The organism is Bradyrhizobium sp. BEA-2-5, assembly GCF_032918025.1.
GTDB lineage: Bacteria > Pseudomonadota > Alphaproteobacteria > Rhizobiales > Xanthobacteraceae > Bradyrhizobium > Bradyrhizobium pachyrhizi.
In genome coordinates this window covers 773542-791298 of sequence record NZ_CP136629.1, presented here as the reverse complement: position 1 = coordinate 791298, position 17757 = coordinate 773542, and the positions used below count along the sequence as shown (strand labels likewise).

Genomic DNA, 17757 nt, shown 5'->3' with positions numbered 1-17757 from the left:
CGCTCGCGCCGGTGCGTCCTATGGTTAACAAACGGTCTCTTCTCTTGGATTCCTCGGCCTCTTAGACCATTCGCCGGCTACGGGAAACCCGCTGAAAGGTCCGGGTTCGCCGGCACACCATTTGTATGAATAAAGGAGAAAGCAACCGATCGGGCCGATGATAGGCCCGATCACGCCGGAACAGGACAAAGATGACCACAAACGGCACAGCCGCTGCGACAGATCGTTCCGCCCCAGGCGCGAGCGGACGTGTCGACTGGGTCGATTACGCCAAGGGCATCTGCATCGTCATGGTCGTGATGATGCATTCGGTGCTGGGGGTCGAGCTCGCCGCCGGGCAGACCGGTTTCATGCATGTTGCCGTGGCCTTTGCAAAGCCGTTCCGGATGCCGGACTTCTTCCTGATTTCGGGCTTGTTCCTGTCTGTCGTGATCGATCGGGACTGGCGAACCTATCTCGACCGCAAGGTGGTGCATTTCGCTTATTTTTATGTCGTCTGGGTGACAATCCAGTTCGGCTTCAAGGCGCCGTCGCTGGCCGCCGAGACCGGCTGGGCCCAGGTTGGGCTGCAATACCTCGAATCCTTCATCGAGCCGTTCGGTACGCTGTGGTTCATCTATCTGCTGCCGATCTTCTTCGTCGTCACAAAACTGACACGCAAACTCCCGCCGCTCGCGATCTGGCTTCTCGCCGCCGCGCTGGAGACCGCACGGATCACGACCGGCTGGACCGTCATCGACGAGTTCTGCTCGCGCTTCGTCTATTTCTACACCGGCTATGTCCTCGCCGATTACGTGTTTGCGCTGTCGGACCGCGCGCGGGCACGGCCTGCGCTTGCCCTGCTCGGGCTTGGGTTCTGGGCGCTGATCAATGGCGGCCTGGTTGCGCTCGAGGTGAGCGAATGGCCGGTCGTCTCGCTCGTGCTCGGCTTTGCCGGCGCCTGCGCCATCATCACGACGGGCACGCTGCTTGCGCGCGCGCAGTGGCTCAATTTCCTCCGCTTCTGCGGCGAGCATTCGATCGTGATCTACCTCGCCTTCTTCCTGCCGATGGCTTCGTCACGCACCCTTCTGCTGCGCTTCGGCGTCATCCACGACATCGGCCTGATCTCGCTGATCGTGACCGCGGTCGGCGTCGCCGGTTCGCTCGTGATCTGGCGGCTGGCGCTGGCGGCGCGGGCCAATTTCCTGTTCGAGCGGCCCGACGCGTTCTGGATTGCTCCGAAAAAGGCGGCGCCCTCGCTGCAAGCGGCCGAATAAGCCCCGACAGTGCCAGAAGTCATAACAGCCGGATTCGTTCCGACGGCGGGAATCCGGCCGTTCGAATTTTCCACACATTGAAATTATTGGCTTTTTGGTCCTGAATGTTTCATCGTCCGGCCGGCGACGAAACAATTCTCCCGGTCACGAAACCATTTTCCACTTTTCGCGCAGACATCCGGAAACGGGCCGTAACTAACAATTCTCCCAACGAACCGCCGCCCAACGGCGAACTGGGAGCCTGTCATGCCGAACGTCATCGCCATCAACGCTGCAGCCGCGAAGCATATCGACGCTGCTCGCGCGACCTCGGATGAAACGCTGCTCGCGCGTATCGCCAAGAATAACCGCACCTCGATGCACACGCTCTATGCCCGTCATAATGTGCGGGTGTACCGCTTCATCCTGCGCATCGTGCGCGATGCCACCACGGCGGAAGACCTGGTCAGCCAGGTGTTCCTGGATGTGTGGCGGACCGCCGGCCAATTCCAGGGCCGCTCGCAGGTCTCGACCTGGCTGCTCTCGATCGCCCGCTTCAAGGCGCTGACCGCGATGCGCCAGCGCCGCTTCGAGGACATCGACCAGGAAGATGTGCTGGAGATCGCCGACGGCGCCGACACGCCGGAAACCTCGCTCGATCGCGCCACCACCAGCGAGATCCTGCGCGCCTGCGTGCAGAAGCTGTCGCCTGCGCATCGGGAGATCATCAACCTCGTCTACTATCACGAGAAATCGGTGGAGGAGGTCGGGCAGATCATCGGCATCCCCCAGAGCACGGTGAAGACGCGGATGTTCTATGCCCGCAAGCAACTGGCCGACCTCCTCCGGGGTGCCGGCGTGGATAGCGTCGCCGCATAAAATATTGTAAATTCAGCCTCTTAAAGGGAGATCACGCGAACCGGGCAATTGTCCACGAAGCCGAAAAATTCAGGCGACGAAACAATTGAAACAATCGACGACATCACCCGGAAAAACGCGACCTCTATACCCATATCCAACGACGCAACCCCAACCCCAATTCACTGAACCGATTTCGATACCTCTTCGTTCTAACCTCCCAAGTAGCCTCCAACGACCCGGCCGGGATGCCCCCCAGCCGGGTCGCTCTGTATTTGGCGCGACGTCGTGAAGCCGAGTGCACCTCGCCTCACACAGACGTGACGCGGCTCGCGACCGGCCCGCCGTAACGGCCCAACCGTCCTCGCGAAGAACATCAGGCGTACCCGGCACGGCCCTCTGGCGCGCCGGGACTCTGATGGACGGATGACGATGCTCAGCCTTGCGCTTGCCCTGCTTGCCGGTGTCGCCACCGTCGCCGCCCCTTGCACCCTGCCGATGCTGCCGATCCTGCTCGGGGTATCGATAGGCCAGACCGGCAAGGCGCGGCCCGCGATGATCGCGCTCGGCTTCGTGATGTCATTTTCTGCAGTGGCATTGCTGCTGAGCGCGATCACCCGCGCCTTCGATTTCGATCCGAACGTGCTGCGGACCGGCGCGGCCGTGCTGCTCGCGGGCTTCGGTCTCCTGATGATCTGGCCGGCGCCGTTCGAATGGCTGTCGATCCGGCTCACCGGCGCTACCAAAGCGTTTTCGAGCGAAACCGGTTCGCGTCAAGAAAGCGCGTCCAAACAAGAGGGCAGCCTCGGTCAGGCCGCGCCGTCGCAAAGCCTGTTCGGCGGCCTCGTGCTCGGCACCACGCTGGGCCTGGTCTGGACGCCCTGCGCCGGGCCGGTGCTCGGCTCGATCCTGACGCTGGTCGCGACCTCGAAGGACACCGCGTGGGCGAGCCTGCAGCTCGTCGCCTACGCCATCGGCGCGGCGATCCCGATGCTGGCGATCGCCTATGGCGGACAGGCCGCGACCACGCGCGTGCGCAGCCTCGCGCGCATCTCACCGCGGCTGCAACAGGGCTTTGGCGTCGTGATCGTCGCATTCGCCGCGCTGTCCTACCTGCAATACGACACGCTGATCGTGGCGTGGCTCACCCGCTTCTATCCCACCGGCCAGATCGGCCTCTAAGCCCAAAGGAGATATCGATGTCCCTGCGCTTGATCGCCGTATCCACTCTGGTTGCGGGCCTTGGCCTCGGCGGCGCCGTCATTCCCGGCCTCTGCACCGAGTCAGACGCGCCGGCGCAGCCGGTGCCGCGGGCGATCGCCATGACCGCCGAACAGAGCCAGACCGCGCCCGACTTCACCGGCATCAACAACTGGTTCAACTCGAAACCGCTCAGCATCGCCGACCTCCGCGGCAAGGTCGTGCTGGTCGACTTCTGGACCTATGGCTGCGTCAACTGCGTCAACACGCTGCCGCACGTCACCGGCCTCTATGCCAAGTACAAGGACAAGGGCCTCGTCGTGGTCGGCGTACACACGCCGGAATTCCCGTTCGAGCGGTCGGCCGCTAACGTGCAGGCCGCGCTGAAGCGCCACGGCATCACCTATCCGGTGGCGCAGGACAATGATTCCAAGACCTGGAACGCCTATCGCAACCAATATTGGCCGGCGCAGTACATCATCGACCGGAGCGGCAAGATCGTGTTCCAGCACGCCGGCGAAGGCAGCTATGACCAGATCGACCGCACCGTCGCGCGGCTGCTCAACGCCAACAGCTAAAGCCTGATGAAATCAAAGCTGGAACGGCGTCGAAAGCTCACCTCTCCCCGACGGGGAGAGGTGAACCGGGACCGCGCCAAGCCGATCCAGCCAAAACTCAACCCGCTCTAGTCGGACAATCCGCCCTCTTTGTCGTCACAGCTGACGTGGTAAGGTCCACGCCAGGTCGACGACGGATGGTGCGTAATGTTCGAAGGCTGGGATGCGGTCGTACTCGCCCGCGCGCAATTCGCTTTCACGATGTCGTTCCACATCGTGTTTCCCGCATTCTCGATCGGGCTTGCGAGCTATCTCGCGGTGCTGGAAGCGCTGTGGCTTGCCACCAGGCGCGAGGTCTACATCAACCTGTTCAATTACTGGCTCAAGATTTTCGCTGTCGCCTTCGCCATGGGCGTGGTGTCGGGGATCGTCATGTCCTACCAGTTCGGCACGAACTGGTCGGTGTTTGCCGACAAGACGTCGCCGGTGCTCGGACCGCTCCTTGGCTATGAAGTGCTGACCGCATTCTTTCTCGAGGCCGGCTTCCTCGGCGTGATGCTGTTCGGGCTCGAACGCGTCGGCCCCAGGCTGCACTTCGTGGCGACGTTGATGGTCGCGATCGGCACGCTGATCTCGGCGTTCTGGATTCTGTCGGCCAATTCCTGGATGCAGACACCGACCGGCCACGCCGTCAACGCCGACGGCCAGTTCGTCGCCGCCGACTGGCTCAAGGTGATCTTCAATCCGTCGTTCCCCTATCGCCTCGTGCACATGGTGCTGGCGGCGTACCTCACCACCTCGCTCGTGGTCGGCGCGGTCGGCGCCTGGCATCTGCTCCGCGACCAGCATCTGGCCGGAGCGCGCGTGATGTTCTCGATGGCGATGTGGATGGCGACGCTGGTGGCGCCGATCCAGATCCTCGCCGGCGACCAGCACGGCCTCAACACGCTGGAGCACCAGCCCGCCAAGGTGATGGCGATGGAAGGCCATTACCAGAGCCACAAGGACGGCGCGCCGCTGATCCTGTTCGGCTGGCCCGACCAGCGTGAAGCGAAGGTCAAGTATGCCATCGAGGTGCCGAAACTGTCGTCGCTGATCCTGAAGCATTCGCTCGACGCGCCGCTGGCCGGCCTCGACACCGTGCCGCGCGAGAACTGGCCGCCGGTGCCGATCACCTTCTGGTCGTTCCGCATCATGGTTGGACTCGGCTTCCTGATCATGGGGCTCGGCCTGCTCAGCCTTTTGATGCGCTGGCGGGGGATGATGTACCAGTCGCCGCTGCTGCATCACTTCGCGGTCCTCATGGGCCCCGCCGGCTTCATCGCGGTGCTCGCGGGCTGGATCACCACGGAGACCGGGCGGCAACCGTTCACGGTCTACGGGCTGCTGCGCACCGTCGATTTCGGCGTCGCCGCTGGCGGCGCCAGCGGTGGGCTCGTCGCTGATTGCCTTCATCATCGTCTATTTCGCCGTGTTCACGGCGGGCGTGATTTACATCCTGCGGCTGATGGCGCAGCCGCCGCATCCCGGCGAGCAAGGCCCGACGAAGGATCTTCCCGCCCGCGCCGCCGGCATCACGCCGGCGGCCGGCACTGCCGTGGAGGGCGCGCGATGATCGATCTCGCCACGATCTGGGCCTTCATCATCGCCTTTGCCGTGTTCGTCTATGTCGTGATGGACGGCTTCGATCTCGGCCTCGGCATCCTGTTTCCGCTGTTTCCGCAAAAGACCGACCGCGACGTCATCATGAATACGGTGGCGCCGGTGTGGGACGGCAACGAGACCTGGCTGGTGCTCGGCGGCGGCGGCATGATGGCGGCGTTTCCGCTCGCCTACGCGGTGCTGATGCCGGCGCTCTACACGCCGATGATCGCGATGCTGCTCGGCCTCGTGTTCCGCGGCGTCGCCTTCGAATTCCGCTGGCGGACCCAGAAGGCGCGCAACAAATGGGATATCGCCTTCGCCGGCGGCTCGTTGCTTGCGACACTGGCGCAGGGGATCGCGCTCGGCGCCATCCTGCAGGGCATCCATGTCGAGGGACGCCAATACGCCGGCGGCTGGTGGGATTGGCTGACGCCGTTCAGCGTCCTGACCGGCGTCGCGCTGGTGATCGGCTACGCGCTGCTCGGCGCGACCTGGCTGGTGATGAAGACCGAGGGCGAGCTGCGCGACCGCGCCTATCATCTGAGCTGGATGTTGTTGATCGCGATGCTCTGCGCGATCGGCGCCGTCAGCATCGCGACGCCGTTCCTCAGCGTGCAATACACCCAGCGCTGGTTCGCCTGGCCCAACATCATCCTCACCGCGCCGGTGCCGATCGCGGTCGCCGCCGTCACCGCGCTGCTGCTGCGCGCGCTGAGCAACAAGAACGACCACCAGCCGTTCTTCCTGACGCTCGGGCTGTTCGCGCTGTCCTATGCCGGACTCGGCATCAGCATGTATCCGTACATCGTGCCGCAGAGCATCACCATCTGGCAGGCGGCGGCACCGACGAACAGCCAGGTCTTCATGCTGGTCGGCGTCTCGATCCTGGTGCCGCTGATCCTCGGCTACACCGCCTGGGCCTATTGGGTGTTCCGCGGCAAGGTGCGCCCCGGCCACGGATACCACTGATGCCGCTAAAGCGTTTTCCAGCGAAGTGGACCCGGTTCGTTTCAAGAAAACGCGTCAAAACAAGAATCCAGAGCCCCGTTCCGATTCCATCGGAACGGAAATGGCTCTGGTGCCGAATCAGCGGCCACTCGGCCAGCGCCTGCTGTGGTTCGCGGTGCTCTGGCTCGGCGGCGTCGGCACCGTGACGCTGATCTCGTTCGCCTTGCGACTCTGGATCGCGCCGAAATGAGGCGGCCGGCCCGTCCGTCGATCATTCATCGCGATAAAAAACAGAAGCATTACAGTGATCTAGATCAAGGCTCGCCCTAAACTTGCCATCAAGCTGTCACTGAGATTTGATGTTCGCGAGCGAGATCAGCAAAAGCGTGGACCGGTTTTGCGTCCGATCTCGCTCAAGTTAAGGTGGCGCACGATCTGATCGCCAAACGCTCACACTTTGGCGGATCATGCGCATTTTGGGTGGAGCAACCATTTGGCCGCGTGCCAACAAGGAGAGCTTTCAATGACGAAGTTTCGTCACCTGGTCTGGATGTTGATCGCGACGGGTGCGCTCGTGCTGTCGACGTCGCAGGGCTTCGCCCAGAACCGCCCGGACGCCGACGAGCCCGGCCTTGTTGCCGACGACGGCTACGAGCTCGACCCGGAATGGCAAAAGCAGGTCGTATATTACCGGACCAATGAGGCACCGGGCACCATCATCGTCGCGACCGCCGAGCGCCACCTTTATTTGGTGCAGGGCAATGGCCGCGCGCTCCGCTACGGTATCGGCGTCGGCCGCGAAGGCTTTCAATGGCAGGGCCTCGTGAGCATCACCCGCAAGGCCGAGTGGCCGGACTGGACGCCGCCGCCGGAGATGATCCAGCGTCAGCCCTATCTGCCGCGCTTCATGGCCGGCGGCCCCGGCAATCCGTTGGGGGCCCGCGCCATGTATCTCGGCACCACGGTCTACCGCATCCACGGCACCAACCGCCCCGACACGATCGGCACCAAGGTGTCTTCCGGCTGCTTCCGCCTCGTCAACAATGACGTTGCCGATCTCTATGATCGCGTTCCTGTTGGCACCAAGGTCGTCATCCGGCAGAAGCCCGAGCTCTAATCTCTACCCGCCTTCGATTCCGCCCTGATTTTCCCCGACCCTTCCCGAGAGAGAACCCATGCGTACATTTCGAGGCGGCCTGACGATCGGGCTCGCGATCGCCGCACTGGTTGCGGCCGCCGCCATCACCTATGAGCGTTACGACACCCGCACATTGAAGCGCACCGTTCGCCGGGGCGAAGTGCTGTGCGGCGTCAACAAGGGCCTGCCGGGCTTCTCGATCCCCGATGACAAGGGCAACTGGACCGGCTTCGACGTCGATTTCTGCCGCGCCGTCGCCGCCGCGATCTTCAACGATCCGGGCAAGGCGAAGTTCGTTCCGCTCGACGCCAATGAGCGGTTCAAGGAGCTGCAGAACCGCAAGGTCGATATCCTCTCGCGCAACTCCACCTGGAGCATGTCGCGCGAGACCAATTACGACCTCTATTTCCCTGCGGTCGCCTATTATGACGGCCAGGGCTTCATGCTGCCGCGGTCGCGCAACATCGATTCCGCGCTCGACCTGAACGGCAGCAAGGTCTGCGTGCAGGCCAACACCACGACGCAGCTCAATCTCGCCGACTATTTCCGCGTCAACAACATGAAGTATGAAGAGGTGAAGTTCGACAAGCTCGACGACGTCGTGAAGGCCTACGACACCGGCAAGTGCGACACGCTCTCGGCCGACGTCTCCCAGCTTTATGCGCTGCGGCTGAACCTCTCGAAACCCGGCGACCACATGATCCTGCCGGACATGATCTCCAAGGAGCCGCTCGCCCCCGTCGTGCGTCAGCGCGACGACGACTGGATGATGATCGTGAAGTGGACGCTGTACGCCATGATCAACGCCGAGGAGCTCGGCGTCACCTCTGAGAACATCGACGAGGCCTTGAAATCGAAGAAGCCAGAAGTGATGCGCCTCGTCGGCACCGAAGGCCGTTACGGCGAGCAGCTCGGCCTCACCAAGGACTGGGCCGCCCGCATCATCCGCCACGTCGGCAATTACGGCGAGATGTACGACCGAAACATCGGCGCCGACTCCAAGCTGAAGATCCCGCGCGGCATGAACCAGCTCTGGAACGCCGGTGGCGTCCAGTACGCGCCGCCGATCCGGTAACGGCAATCAGACCGTCATTCCGGGGCGCGAAGCGAACCCGGAATCTCGAGATTCCGGGTCTGGTCCTTTCGGACCATCCCGGAATGACGCACTGAGATCAATACCCCTTGCCGCTCGCCAGCTGTTCGGTGTGGTAGTTGGCATCGCCGAACAATTCCTCGCACACCCGCGCGCGCTTCATGAAGAAGCCGATGTCGAACTGGTCGGTCATGCCCATGCCGCCATGCATCTGGACGCCTTCCTGCACCGCGCGCGTGGCGGTGGTGCCGGCGCGGGCTTTCGCGACCGCGACCGCGGTTGCGGCCTTGTCGATGTCCGTATCGATCGCCTGCAGCGCCTTCATCACCGCGGCGCGGGTGATCTCGATGTCGACATAGAGCTCGGCGGCGCGGTGCTGGAGGGCCTGGAATTCGCCGATCAGCTTGCCGAACTGCTTGCGGCTCTTCAGGTACTCGACGGTGCGGCCGAACACCTCCTCGCTGAGACCGACCATTTCGGCGGCGACCGCGCCGCGGCCGATATCGAGCACGCCTTCGAGCAGCCCGAAGCCCTGATCGACCTCGCCGAGCACGCTGTCGGCATTGACCTCGACATTGACGAATTCGATCCGCGCCGCATTGTGCGCATCGACCATCGCGGTCCGCTCGACCGCGAGCCCCTTCGCCTTCGGATCGACCAGGAACAGCGTCAGCCCGTTCTTGTCGCCGGCGCTGCCGGCCGTGCGCGCGGCGACGATCAGGAGGTCAGCGGTGTGGCCGTCGACCACGAAGGCCTTGTCGCCCGACAGCTTGAAGCCGTTGCCGGAGCGCGTGGCCTGCAACTTCGTCTGCAGCGGGCGATGCTTGGCGCCCTCATCGATCGCGAGCGCCGCCAGCAGCGAGCCGTCGGCGATTTTCGGCAGATGCTGCGCCTTCTGCGCCTCGCTGCCGCCGCGCGACAGCGCCGAGGCGGCGAGCACCGAGGTCGCGAGGAACGGCGACGGCATCAAGGTGCGGCCGATTTCCTCCATGACGATGCCGGCCTCGACGCAGCCGAGCCCGCTGCCGCCGAACTGGTCCGGCACCAGCAGGCCGGAGAAACCCATCTCCGCAAAGGTCTTCCAGAGATCGCGCGAGAAGCCGGTGGCATCCTTGGCATCGCGCAGGCCGCGCAGGTGCGACACCGGAGCCTTGTCGCTGATCAGCCCGCGCGCGCTGTCGCGGAGCATCGATTGTTCTTCGGTGAGGACGAGGGCCATGGGATGGATTCCGTTACATTATCTCATCGAGTTAACTGTTGACCCTCATGGTGAGGAGGCGCGCCAGCGCCGTCTCGAACCATGGGGCCGATGTCGTGGCCTCATCCTTCGAGACGCGCGTTCCGCGCTCCTCAGGATGAGGGATTACAATCAGGCCCCCGGCAGATCCAGGATGCGCTTGGCGACGATGCCGAGCATGACCTCGGACGTGCCGCCCTCGATCGAGTTGGCCTTGGTGCGCAGCCAGGCGCGCGGGCGGGCGCCCTGCTTGGAGCGCTCGCTCTCCCATTCCAGCGCATCGACGCCGCCGGCCGACATCAGGATCTCGTGGCGGCGCTTGTTGAGCTCGGTGCCGTAATATTTCATCGCCGACGAGAACGCCGGATGCGCCTGCCCGGCCTTGGCGAGATCGACCGCGCGCTCGGCGCAGGCCGCGAGCGCGGCTTCATCGACGTCGAAACGCGCGATCTGGCCGCGCAGCATGGCATCGTCCAGCCTGCCCTGCCCATCGGTGCCGACCGAGTCCGCCGCGATCTGGCCGAGCGGCCGGCCGACGCCGCGCTCGCCCATCCCCGAGATCATCGCGCGCTCGTGCTGGAGCAGATATTTCGCGACGTCCCAGCCGCGGTTGATGGTGCCGACCACGTGCGACTTCGGCACGCGGACATTGTCGAAGAAGGTCTCGCAGAACGGCGAATAGCCGGAGATCAAAAGGATCGGCTTGGTCGAGACGCCCTTCGAGGTCATGTCGAACAGGATGAAGCTGATGCCGTCATGCTTCTTCGCAGTGGGATCGGTGCGCACCAGGCAGAAGATCCAGTCGGCGTAATTGGCATAGGACGTCCAGATCTTCTGGCCGGTGATGATGAAGTCGTCGCCGTCGCTCTCGGCGCGGGTCTGGAGCGAAGCGAGATCGGAGCCGGCGTTCGGCTCGGAATAGCCCTGGCACCAGCGGATCTCGCCCGCCGCGATCTTCGGCAGATGCTCCTTCTTCTGCTCCTCGGTGCCGTATTTCAGCAATGCCGGTCCGAGCATCGAGATGCCGAACGAGGTCAGCGGCTGACGCGCGCCGATCGCGGCCATCTCCTGGCGCACGATCTTGGCCTCCTCGCCATCGAGGCCGCCGCCGCCATACTCCTTCGGCCAGTCAGGGACGGTCCATCCCTTGTCGCGCATCCGCTCGAACCAGATGCGCTGCGGCTCGGACGAGAATTTTGCGTTGCGTCCGCCCCAGAAGGTGTCGCCATCCGAGGTCATCGGTTTGCGCATCTCCGCCGGGCAGTTCTGCTCCAGCCAGGCGCGGGTCTCCGCGCGGAATTTCTCGAGGTCGGCCATGGTGCGTTTCCAGTCAAAAAATCGTCGAATTGGATTCGACCTTAGACCTACGCAGCCGCCGAATTCAATATGCCTCGCGGCCGCGCCATGCTCTGGCGTCGCTACTCACTGCGCGCGATCGGGTGTATCGCCGAGATGGGGTAACGCTTGAAAAACAAGAGGAAACGGACATGCGGCTGAAGCTGCTTTCGCCTAGCGAAATGAACGCCGCCCAGAAAGAAACCTATGACGAAGCGATTGCCGGCAAGCGCGGCAAGCCGCCGGCGCCGATGATGGCCTGGCTCAACAGCCCGGAGATGGCGCGTCACGCGACGCGGCTCGGCGAGGTCATGCGCTTCGACACGATATTCCCGGCAAAGCTCTCGGAGATCGCGATCCTGGTGACGGCGCGGCACTGGACCGCGCATTACGAATGGTACGCGCATAAGCGCCTCGCGCTTAAGGGCGGCCTCGACCCGAAGATCATCGAGGACATTCGCGTGCGCCGGACGCCGACCTTCGACGAGCCCAAGGCCAGGGTGATCTACGACGTCGCCAAGGCGCTGCACGAAGGTCACGGCCTGCCGAAGGCACTGTATGACGAGGCGATCGAGGTGCTGAGCCAACGCGGCCTGGTCGAGGTGATCGGGCTGTGCGGCTATTACACGCTGGTGTCGATGACGCTGAACACGTTCGAGTTCGGCCTGCCCGACGGCGAGGTGTCGGAACTCTGCTAGGCCCGGCCGACCGTGGCGCCTTTCGGAAACGCTGCGTTTCCGGATCGATCGCTCCGACGTCGGCAAATCCGGACTATATCAGCCGGCGAAACCTCGCCCCTGATGGCGGGGGCATTGACGTCAACGGAGTCCGCTCATGCCAGAGAATCCCCCCATCATCGCCGGCACAAGGATCGGCCACGTCCACCTCAAGGTCGCCGATCTCGATCGCGCGCTCGGCTTCTATTGCGGCGTGCTCGGCTTCGAGCTGATGCAGCGCATGGGCTCGGGCGCCGCCTTCATCTCCGCCGGAGGCTATCACCACCACATCGGACTCAACACCTGGGAAAGTAAAGGCGGCTCGCCACCGCCGCCCGGCACGACCGGGCTGTTTCACACCGCGATCCTCTATCCGACGCGGCCGGCCCTGGCCGATGCGCTGCACCGGGTACTGTCGGCCGGCATCCAGCTCGACGGCGCCAGCGACCACGGCGTCAGCCAGGCGCTGTACCTGCGCGATCCCGACGAGAACGGCGTCGAGCTCTATTGGGATCGCCCCGAGGCCGAATGGCCGCGCAGCGCGGACGGCAAGCTCGCGATGTTCACGCGACGGCTGGACGTTGAGGATTTGCTGAAGCAGCGAGCGGGGTAATTCCGTAGCCCGGAAGGAGCTTGTAGCCCGGCTGAAGCCAACGGGTCGCGCGAACGCGCGCCCGATGACAGGCTCCGCGAAATCCGGGGCCGCTTTCGCCGCGGATACGGGCCCCGGATTGCGCTGCGCTCCATCCGGGCTATACGGGTGCGTCTCCTTCCCCCTGAAAGGGGGAAGGTCGGGATGGGGGTCGGCCGCAGGCTCCGCTCCAAGTGGAGAGAGCAGATCCCCACCCGCTTTGCTCTGTGAGCAAAGCGACCTCCCCTTTTCAAGGGGAGGTGAGGCTACGGGTTCAGGAGCAGGTGCGCGAGCCGGCCGGCCACATAGAGCCCACCCCCAACACCGTGTGCGTCACGGGCCCTGCAGCCGCGCCGCCCATGGATGGGGCGTGCGGCTCGCGGCGATGCCGGCGCCCATCGCGGGCTGCATCACCAGGAACGGCGCGGCTATGCTGCCGATCCCGACCGTCAGAGCCGGAGCCATAGTGGGCTGCCGCGCCCAATTGAGGCCGAACATCACAAGCAGCACGCCGGCAAAGCCGATCCCGATCAGATAATGCGCGGCCCATCCGATGACCCGTTCGCCCGCGACCTGCGGTGACGCGGCGATGCGGTCGTGGCACAGGCGCCCGGATACGAGATGGCCGAGCCAGCGGCCGACCAGAGCATAGTCCAGCGACGGAACGCCAAGCAGGCGCTTGCGGACCATCCCCCAGATGTCCATCACGACGGTCGCGCCGGCCCCGATCAGCACCGCGCTCGCCACGAACTCCACGGCGTCAACCATGCGCGGCCGCCGCCGGCGCCCGTGCCGCGACCATCCAGCACGCCGCGGTGAAGCGAATGTTGTTGCCGTGGATGTAACGATCGAAGGCACCGCACACGGTCTCGATCACTTGCGTGCGGTGCGGCTCTTCCATCGCCTGCAGCATCGTCCCGACCGGGCCGAGCCAGCTCACATAGCGGGCCAACTCCGATGCCGGAAAGCCGAGGGCGACATCGACCGGTTCGATCGCGATCGCGTCCCAGCCGCTATCCTCCAGGATATTTCCGACCCGCTTCCGGTCGGCAAAGCCGAACTGCCCCGGCGCATCGGGGCGCCGCGCCGGAAGATCCGGCAGCAACGGCTTCGCTGCCTGTTCCGCCGTCGTCATGAACGGGTTCTCGGCGGCGCCGCGCCACGCGATGAAGCGGAGCGCAGCACCCGGCCGCGCTGCGCGGCGCAGATTGGCGAAAGCCTGCACCGGATCGGCAAAGAACATCACGCCGAGGCGCGAGATGATCATGTCGAAGCTCGCGGGCGCGAACGGATGGGTCTGCGCGTCGGCGCAGATGAAGCTGACCGGCCGCCCTTCCCGCTCCGCGCGGGCGCGCGCCGCCGCGATCATCGGCTCGGAAATGTCGATGCCGGTGCAATGCCCTTGCCGGCCGCCGAGCACGTGGGCCACAGCGAAAGTCGTGGCGCCGGTGCCGCAACCGATATCGAGCACGCGGCTGGCCGCGGCATCGGACACCGCCTCAACGAGCAGCTCTTCAAGCGGCCTGAACATCCCTTCCAGCACCTCGCGCGTCTCGACCCAGGCGCGTCCGGCGGCGCCGTTCCAGAGTTTGACCTGCTCGTCGTCGGCTTGCGGTGCGACACCCATGATTCTCGTCCTTCTTGATGCCTGCCTCGGGCAAGCGATAGGCTGAATACTGCCAGTTCAAGTGAACTTGAGGTCAAGGGCCATGCGGGACATCGATATCGCGGAGGTGGCGGCACTGTCGGGCGTGCGCGCCTCGACCTTGCGCTTCTACGAGGAGAAAGGGCTGATTGCCTCGCATGGCCGGCGCGGGCTGCGCCGCCTGTTCGATTCGGCCGTGCTCGACCGGCTGGCGCTGATCGCGCTCGGGCGCGCCTCCGGCTTCTCACTCGACGAGATCGCAAGGATGTTCGCGCCCGATGGAAGACCGCGCATCGACCGGAAAATGCTTTCTGCCAAGGCCGACGAGCTCGACCGCACCATCCGCAGGCTCAATTCGATGCGCGACGGCCTGCGCCACGCCGCCGTCTGCCCGGCGCCGAGCCATATGGAATGCCCGACCTTCCGCCGCCTGCTGCGGGTCGCAGCGGCCGGCAAGATCAGCGAGCCGAGGAAGGCGAAGAAGGCACAGCGAAAGAGATCGTAGCCCGGACGAGCCAACGGGTCGCGCGAACGCGCGCCCGATGACAGGCTCCGCGAAATCCGGGGCCGCTTTCGCCGCGGATACCGGCCCCGGATTGCGCTGCGCTCCATCCGGGCTAAGGGTGCGTCTCCTTCCCCCTGAAAGGGGGAAGGTCGGGATGGGGGTCGGCCGCAGGCTCCGCTCCAAGTGGAGAGAGCAGATCCCCACCCGCTTTGCTCTGTGAGCAAAGCGACCTCCCCTTTTCAAGGGGAGGTGAAAGGTAGATCGGATATCGTTTCGCTCATCCGGGCTACGTTTTTCGGCCGATCATGATCGTCGCCGCCGCGATCAGCTCCAGGCCAATGCAGCCGTAGAACGGCAGCGAATAGCTGCCGGAGAGGTCGTGCAGCAGCCCGACCACGCCGGGGCCGAAGGCGTAGGTGATCTGGTTGATCGCGGTGATCAGGCTGACCAGCACGCCGAACGCACGCGGATCGAACTCGCGCTGCACGATCAGCGCCGGCAGCGTGATCAGATTGCCGACCGAGAAGCCGAACAGCGCGCAGGCGGCGATCTGCGCCACGTCATTGTGCACATTGATGATGACGGCGAGCGCGACCGTCTGGCTGACAAAGGACAGCGCCGATGCCAGCCGCTGGTTGAGCCGGTCGATCACGAAGGAGAACGAGACGCGGCCGACCACGGCCATGGCGGTCAAGAGCGCCATCGCCACCGTCGCGCGCTCGCGGCCGATCACCTGATCGAGATAGGCGATCAGATGCACGATGAAGCCCACCTGGGCGAACAGCACCAGGGCGAAGGCGATCGTCACCGTGAGGAAGCCGACGTCACGCAGCGCCCGGCTGCGCACCTGCGTCGCCGACGGCGCGTCGGCAGCGGCGGCCGTGACCGCGTGCAGATGCGCCGGCGGCCGCCCGACAAAGATCAGGATCACAGGCACCATCACCACAATCAGCAGCACCGCGGCCGCGATCATCGCGCCGGAGAAGCCGAACGTGCCGATCCCCGCCACCAGCAGCGGCACGCCCACGATGCCGCCGAAGCTGGCGCCGTTCAGCGCGAGGCTGATCGCCATGCCGCGCTTGTGGTCGAACCACAGGCTGATCGTGTTGGTGATCATGGCGAGACTGGTGCCGGCCCAGCCGAAGGCGAGCACGGCATTCGCGAGATAGAGCTGCCAGGGCTCGCGCACCGCGCCGATCGCGACCGCGGCCGCCGCCATCGCCAGCGTGCCGGCAATCAGGCAGCTGCGCGCGCCGAACGCCTTGATCGCCTCGCTGACGAAGGCAACCAGCGCGGCGCCGAACAGATAGAAGAACGTCGTCCCCGCGGAGATCAGCGTCGTCGGCCAGCCCCGCGCGCGCTGGAGCTCGGCGACATAGACGCTCTGGCCGTAGAAGCCGAGACCCCAGCCGAAGGTGGCAAGCAGGAAGCAGACCGCGACGATGCGCCAGCCTTCATAACCAAGCGAGGACTCGTCTGATAGCGTGGGTGAGGATGCGTCCATTTCTTGCTCTTGCTTCCGACATCGTCATGACCGGATTTATCCGTTCTCACGATGTAGGGAGCCGTGCAAGCCGGTCACTTCGAAACGGATCGAAGTGTCAGCAATTGGCAGCAGAAAACCTTCTTGGGCATGTTCTTGCACCAAGTCGCGGCGCACTTTTCCGGAACATGCCTAGATGCTGGGATCCGGGATTTCTTCCACCGCGCGCAATTTCGTCCGCCGCTTGGCGAATGAAGCGAACGAAAGCACGGCGAGGCCGAGCAGCACAGGCGGGAACACCACCCAGTTGACGGCATTCCAGCCGTAATTGGCGAGCAGCTGCCCGGAGGAGAACGAGCCGATCGCCATCATGCCGAACACCAGGAAATCGTTGAAGGCCTGCACCTTGTTGCGCTCCTGCGGCCGGTGCGTCTCCAGCACCAGCGCGGAGGCGCCGATGAAGGAGAAATTCCAGCCGACGCCGAGCACGATCAGCGTCGCCCAGAAATGCATCGCGGTGATCCCGGACAGTCCGATCATCGCGGCCACCGCCTCGAGCGCCAGCCCGAGCGCGACGATGACGGGCGCGCCGAACCGCGCGATCAAGGTGCCTGTGAAGAAGCTCGGTCCGTACATCGCGACGATGTGCCATTGCAGGCCGAAATTGGAATCGGACACGCTGAGGCCGCACAGCTTCATGGCGAGCGGCGCCGAGGTCATCACCAGGTTCATCATGGGATAGGAGATCACGCCGCACAGCGCCGCCGCGATGAAGCGTGGCTGGCTTGCGATCTCGAGCAGCGGGCGGCCGCCATGCAGATCCGCAGCCGCAGGCTTCGGCGCGTCGACGCCCGAGAGCACCGCCATCGCCACCAGCGCGACCAGCGCCTGCATCACGAAGGAGAAGGCGAACAGATAGGGCGGCCAGACGTCCATGGTCCATTGCACGAGCTGCGGACCGAGCACGCCGGCGAACACGCCGCCCGCCATCACCCAGGACACCGCCTTCGGACGGTAGGCCGCGCTGGCGCCGTCGGCGGCGGCGAAGCGATAGGACTGCGCCACGGCGCCGTAGAGGCCGCCAAGGAAGGTCGCGACACAGAACAGCCAGAACGACGAGTGCAGGATCGCCCAGGCGCCGAGCGCGCCGGTGAGCGTGCCGCAGAAGGTACCGATGATGAAGGCGACGCGTCGTCCATAGGCGCGCGAGATCGCGCCGGTCGGCAGCGTGCCCGCAGCGAGCCCCACCACATACATCGAGATCGGCACGGTCGCGAACGACATGTCGGGCGCGAGTGTGGCGCCGACGATCGCGCCGGTGGCGAAGATCACCGCGGAGTTGGCGCCGGTCAGCGCCTGCGCGGCGGCAAGCCGCCATACATTGCTGCGCGCCCGCGCGTCGTCGCTCGCCTCATCCGCAGCTGTCACGTCGATCATCGGCAGTCCCGCCCCGAAGCCCCGGCGGGAGCCTCCAATCGGGCGCACTATGGAGAGCGGGTCGAAGCCGATCAACCGGCGCAAACGGACGT

At 64.8% G+C, this 17757-nt stretch carries 17 protein-coding genes and 1 pseudogene; 12 read left to right on the top strand and 6 right to left on the bottom strand.

Annotated features, from left to right (window positions below):
- Positions 1-191 precede the first annotated feature (191 nt).
- From RX327_RS03575 to RX327_RS03535, 9 genes and pseudogenes are all read left to right on the top strand, one after another.
- Positions 192-1259 carry an acyltransferase family protein gene (locus tag RX327_RS03575; protein WP_317249492.1) on the top strand — a complete coding sequence of 356 codons (1068 nt, stop codon included), beginning with the start codon at positions 192-194 and terminating at the stop codon, positions 1257-1259.
- Between the two features lie 246 nt (positions 1260-1505).
- The gene (locus RX327_RS03570) at positions 1506-2117 is read left to right on the top strand and encodes a sigma-70 family RNA polymerase sigma factor (RefSeq protein WP_317249491.1); all 612 of its coding nucleotides are present in this window, start codon (positions 1506-1508) and stop codon (positions 2115-2117) included.
- A 411-nt stretch (positions 2118-2528) separates the two neighbouring features.
- Positions 2529-3278: a cytochrome c biogenesis CcdA family protein gene (locus RX327_RS03565; RefSeq protein WP_317251196.1), complete on the top strand. Its 750-nt coding sequence runs from the start codon at positions 2529-2531 to the stop codon at positions 3276-3278.
- Between the two features lie 17 nt (positions 3279-3295).
- On the top strand, positions 3296-3874 hold the full coding sequence (locus RX327_RS03560) for a thioredoxin family protein (protein ID WP_317249490.1): 579 nt from the start codon (positions 3296-3298) through the stop codon (positions 3872-3874).
- A 186-nt stretch (positions 3875-4060) separates the two neighbouring features.
- A pseudogene (locus RX327_RS03555) lies at positions 4061-5468 on the top strand (cytochrome ubiquinol oxidase subunit I).
- Positions 5465-6466 (top strand): cytochrome d ubiquinol oxidase subunit II, encoded by a 1002-nt coding sequence (gene cydB / locus RX327_RS03550; RefSeq protein WP_028335960.1) that lies wholly within the window; start codon positions 5465-5467, stop codon positions 6464-6466. Before RX327_RS03555 ends, cydB begins: the two are co-directional and overlap by 4 nt.
- Before the next feature lie 100 nt (positions 6467-6566).
- Positions 6567-6695: a DUF2474 domain-containing protein gene (locus tag RX327_RS03545; protein ID WP_152977644.1), complete on the top strand. Its 129-nt coding sequence runs from the start codon at positions 6567-6569 to the stop codon at positions 6693-6695.
- A gap of 273 nt (positions 6696-6968) precedes the next feature.
- On the top strand, positions 6969-7562 hold the full coding sequence (locus RX327_RS03540; protein ID WP_317249489.1) for a L,D-transpeptidase: 594 nt from the start codon (positions 6969-6971) through the stop codon (positions 7560-7562).
- A gap of 58 nt (positions 7563-7620) precedes the next feature.
- Complete coding sequence (locus tag RX327_RS03535; RefSeq protein WP_317249488.1) at positions 7621-8658, top strand: amino acid ABC transporter substrate-binding protein; 1038 nt, start codon at positions 7621-7623, stop codon at positions 8656-8658.
- A 97-nt stretch (positions 8659-8755) separates the two neighbouring features.
- Here the strand turns inward: RX327_RS03535 and RX327_RS03530 are convergent, their stop codons facing one another.
- Together RX327_RS03530 and RX327_RS03525 are read right to left on the bottom strand one after the other, a co-directional pair.
- Complete coding sequence (locus tag RX327_RS03530) at positions 8756-9895, bottom strand: acyl-CoA dehydrogenase family protein (protein ID WP_317249487.1); 1140 nt, start codon at positions 9893-9895, stop codon at positions 8756-8758.
- A 150-nt stretch (positions 9896-10045) separates the two neighbouring features.
- Positions 10046-11230 (bottom strand): acyl-CoA dehydrogenase family protein, encoded by a 1185-nt coding sequence (locus RX327_RS03525; protein ID WP_317249486.1) that lies wholly within the window; start codon positions 11228-11230, stop codon positions 10046-10048.
- Positions 11231-11400: 170 nt separating this feature from the next.
- On the opposite strand from RX327_RS03525, the gene RX327_RS03520 reads away from it, so the two are divergent.
- Together RX327_RS03520 and RX327_RS03515 are read left to right on the top strand one after the other, a co-directional pair.
- On the top strand, positions 11401-11946 hold the full coding sequence (locus tag RX327_RS03520) for a carboxymuconolactone decarboxylase family protein (RefSeq protein ID WP_317249485.1): 546 nt from the start codon (positions 11401-11403) through the stop codon (positions 11944-11946).
- 136 nt (positions 11947-12082) lie between these two features.
- Entirely contained in the window at positions 12083-12577 is a 495-nt protein-coding gene (locus tag RX327_RS03515; RefSeq protein ID WP_317249484.1) for a VOC family protein, read from the top strand.
- Between the two features lie 351 nt (positions 12578-12928).
- On the opposite strand, the gene RX327_RS03510 is transcribed toward RX327_RS03515, so the two are convergent.
- Together RX327_RS03510 and RX327_RS03505 are read right to left on the bottom strand one after the other, a co-directional pair.
- The gene (locus tag RX327_RS03510) at positions 12929-13363 is read right to left on the bottom strand and encodes a DUF2938 domain-containing protein (RefSeq protein ID WP_244482134.1); all 435 of its coding nucleotides are present in this window, start codon (positions 13361-13363) and stop codon (positions 12929-12931) included.
- Complete coding sequence (locus RX327_RS03505; RefSeq protein WP_317249483.1) at positions 13356-14222, bottom strand: class I SAM-dependent methyltransferase; 867 nt, start codon at positions 14220-14222, stop codon at positions 13356-13358. The genes RX327_RS03510 and RX327_RS03505 overlap by 8 nt, the downstream gene beginning before the upstream one ends.
- Before the next feature lie 82 nt (positions 14223-14304).
- Here RX327_RS03505 and RX327_RS03500 point away from each other — a divergent pair, with 82 nt between their 5' ends.
- On the top strand, positions 14305-14745 hold the full coding sequence (locus RX327_RS03500; protein WP_050385055.1) for a helix-turn-helix domain-containing protein: 441 nt from the start codon (positions 14305-14307) through the stop codon (positions 14743-14745).
- A 286-nt stretch (positions 14746-15031) separates the two neighbouring features.
- Here the strand turns inward: RX327_RS03500 and RX327_RS03495 are convergent, their stop codons facing one another.
- Positions 15032-16249 (bottom strand): MFS transporter, encoded by a 1218-nt coding sequence (locus tag RX327_RS03495; protein ID WP_317249482.1) that lies wholly within the window; start codon positions 16247-16249, stop codon positions 15032-15034.
- A gap of 171 nt (positions 16250-16420) precedes the next feature.
- Positions 16421-17665 carry an MFS transporter gene (locus RX327_RS03490; protein ID WP_317249481.1) on the bottom strand — a complete coding sequence of 415 codons (1245 nt, stop codon included), beginning with the start codon at positions 17663-17665 and terminating at the stop codon, positions 16421-16423.
- Positions 17666-17757 lie beyond the last annotated feature (92 nt).

Excerpts from the sequence above, each read along its gene's own strand:
- RX327_RS03510 (WP_244482134.1), bottom strand. The coding sequence starts at position 13,363 with ATGGTTGACGCCGTGGAGTTCGTGGCGAGCGCGGTGCTGATCGGGGCC.
- RX327_RS03565 (WP_317251196.1), top strand. The coding sequence starts at position 2,529 with ATGCTCAGCCTTGCGCTTGCCCTGCTTGCCGGTGTCGCCACCGTCGCC.
- RX327_RS03545 (WP_152977644.1), top strand. The coding sequence starts at position 6,567 with ATGGCTCTGGTGCCGAATCAGCGGCCACTCGGCCAGCGCCTGCTGTGG.
- RX327_RS03560 (WP_317249490.1), top strand. The coding sequence starts at position 3,296 with ATGTCCCTGCGCTTGATCGCCGTATCCACTCTGGTTGCGGGCCTTGGC.
- RX327_RS03540 (WP_317249489.1), top strand. The coding sequence starts at position 6,969 with ATGACGAAGTTTCGTCACCTGGTCTGGATGTTGATCGCGACGGGTGCG.
- cydB (WP_028335960.1), top strand. The coding sequence starts at position 5,465 with ATGATCGATCTCGCCACGATCTGGGCCTTCATCATCGCCTTTGCCGTG.
- RX327_RS03530 (WP_317249487.1), bottom strand. The coding sequence starts at position 9,895 with ATGGCCCTCGTCCTCACCGAAGAACAATCGATGCTCCGCGACAGCGCG.
- RX327_RS03520 (WP_317249485.1), top strand. The coding sequence starts at position 11,401 with ATGCGGCTGAAGCTGCTTTCGCCTAGCGAAATGAACGCCGCCCAGAAA.
- RX327_RS03535 (WP_317249488.1), top strand. The coding sequence starts at position 7,621 with ATGCGTACATTTCGAGGCGGCCTGACGATCGGGCTCGCGATCGCCGCA.
- RX327_RS03570 (WP_317249491.1), top strand. The coding sequence starts at position 1,506 with ATGCCGAACGTCATCGCCATCAACGCTGCAGCCGCGAAGCATATCGAC.
- RX327_RS03495 (WP_317249482.1), bottom strand. The coding sequence starts at position 16,249 with ATGGACGCATCCTCACCCACGCTATCAGACGAGTCCTCGCTTGGTTAT.
- RX327_RS03505 (WP_317249483.1), bottom strand. The coding sequence starts at position 14,222 with ATGGGTGTCGCACCGCAAGCCGACGACGAGCAGGTCAAACTCTGGAAC.
- RX327_RS03500 (WP_050385055.1), top strand. The coding sequence starts at position 14,305 with ATGCGGGACATCGATATCGCGGAGGTGGCGGCACTGTCGGGCGTGCGC.
- RX327_RS03490 (WP_317249481.1), bottom strand. The coding sequence starts at position 17,665 with ATGATCGACGTGACAGCTGCGGATGAGGCGAGCGACGACGCGCGGGCG.
- RX327_RS03515 (WP_317249484.1), top strand. The coding sequence starts at position 12,083 with ATGCCAGAGAATCCCCCCATCATCGCCGGCACAAGGATCGGCCACGTC.
- RX327_RS03575 (WP_317249492.1), top strand. The coding sequence starts at position 192 with ATGACCACAAACGGCACAGCCGCTGCGACAGATCGTTCCGCCCCAGGC.
- RX327_RS03525 (WP_317249486.1), bottom strand. The coding sequence starts at position 11,230 with ATGGCCGACCTCGAGAAATTCCGCGCGGAGACCCGCGCCTGGCTGGAG.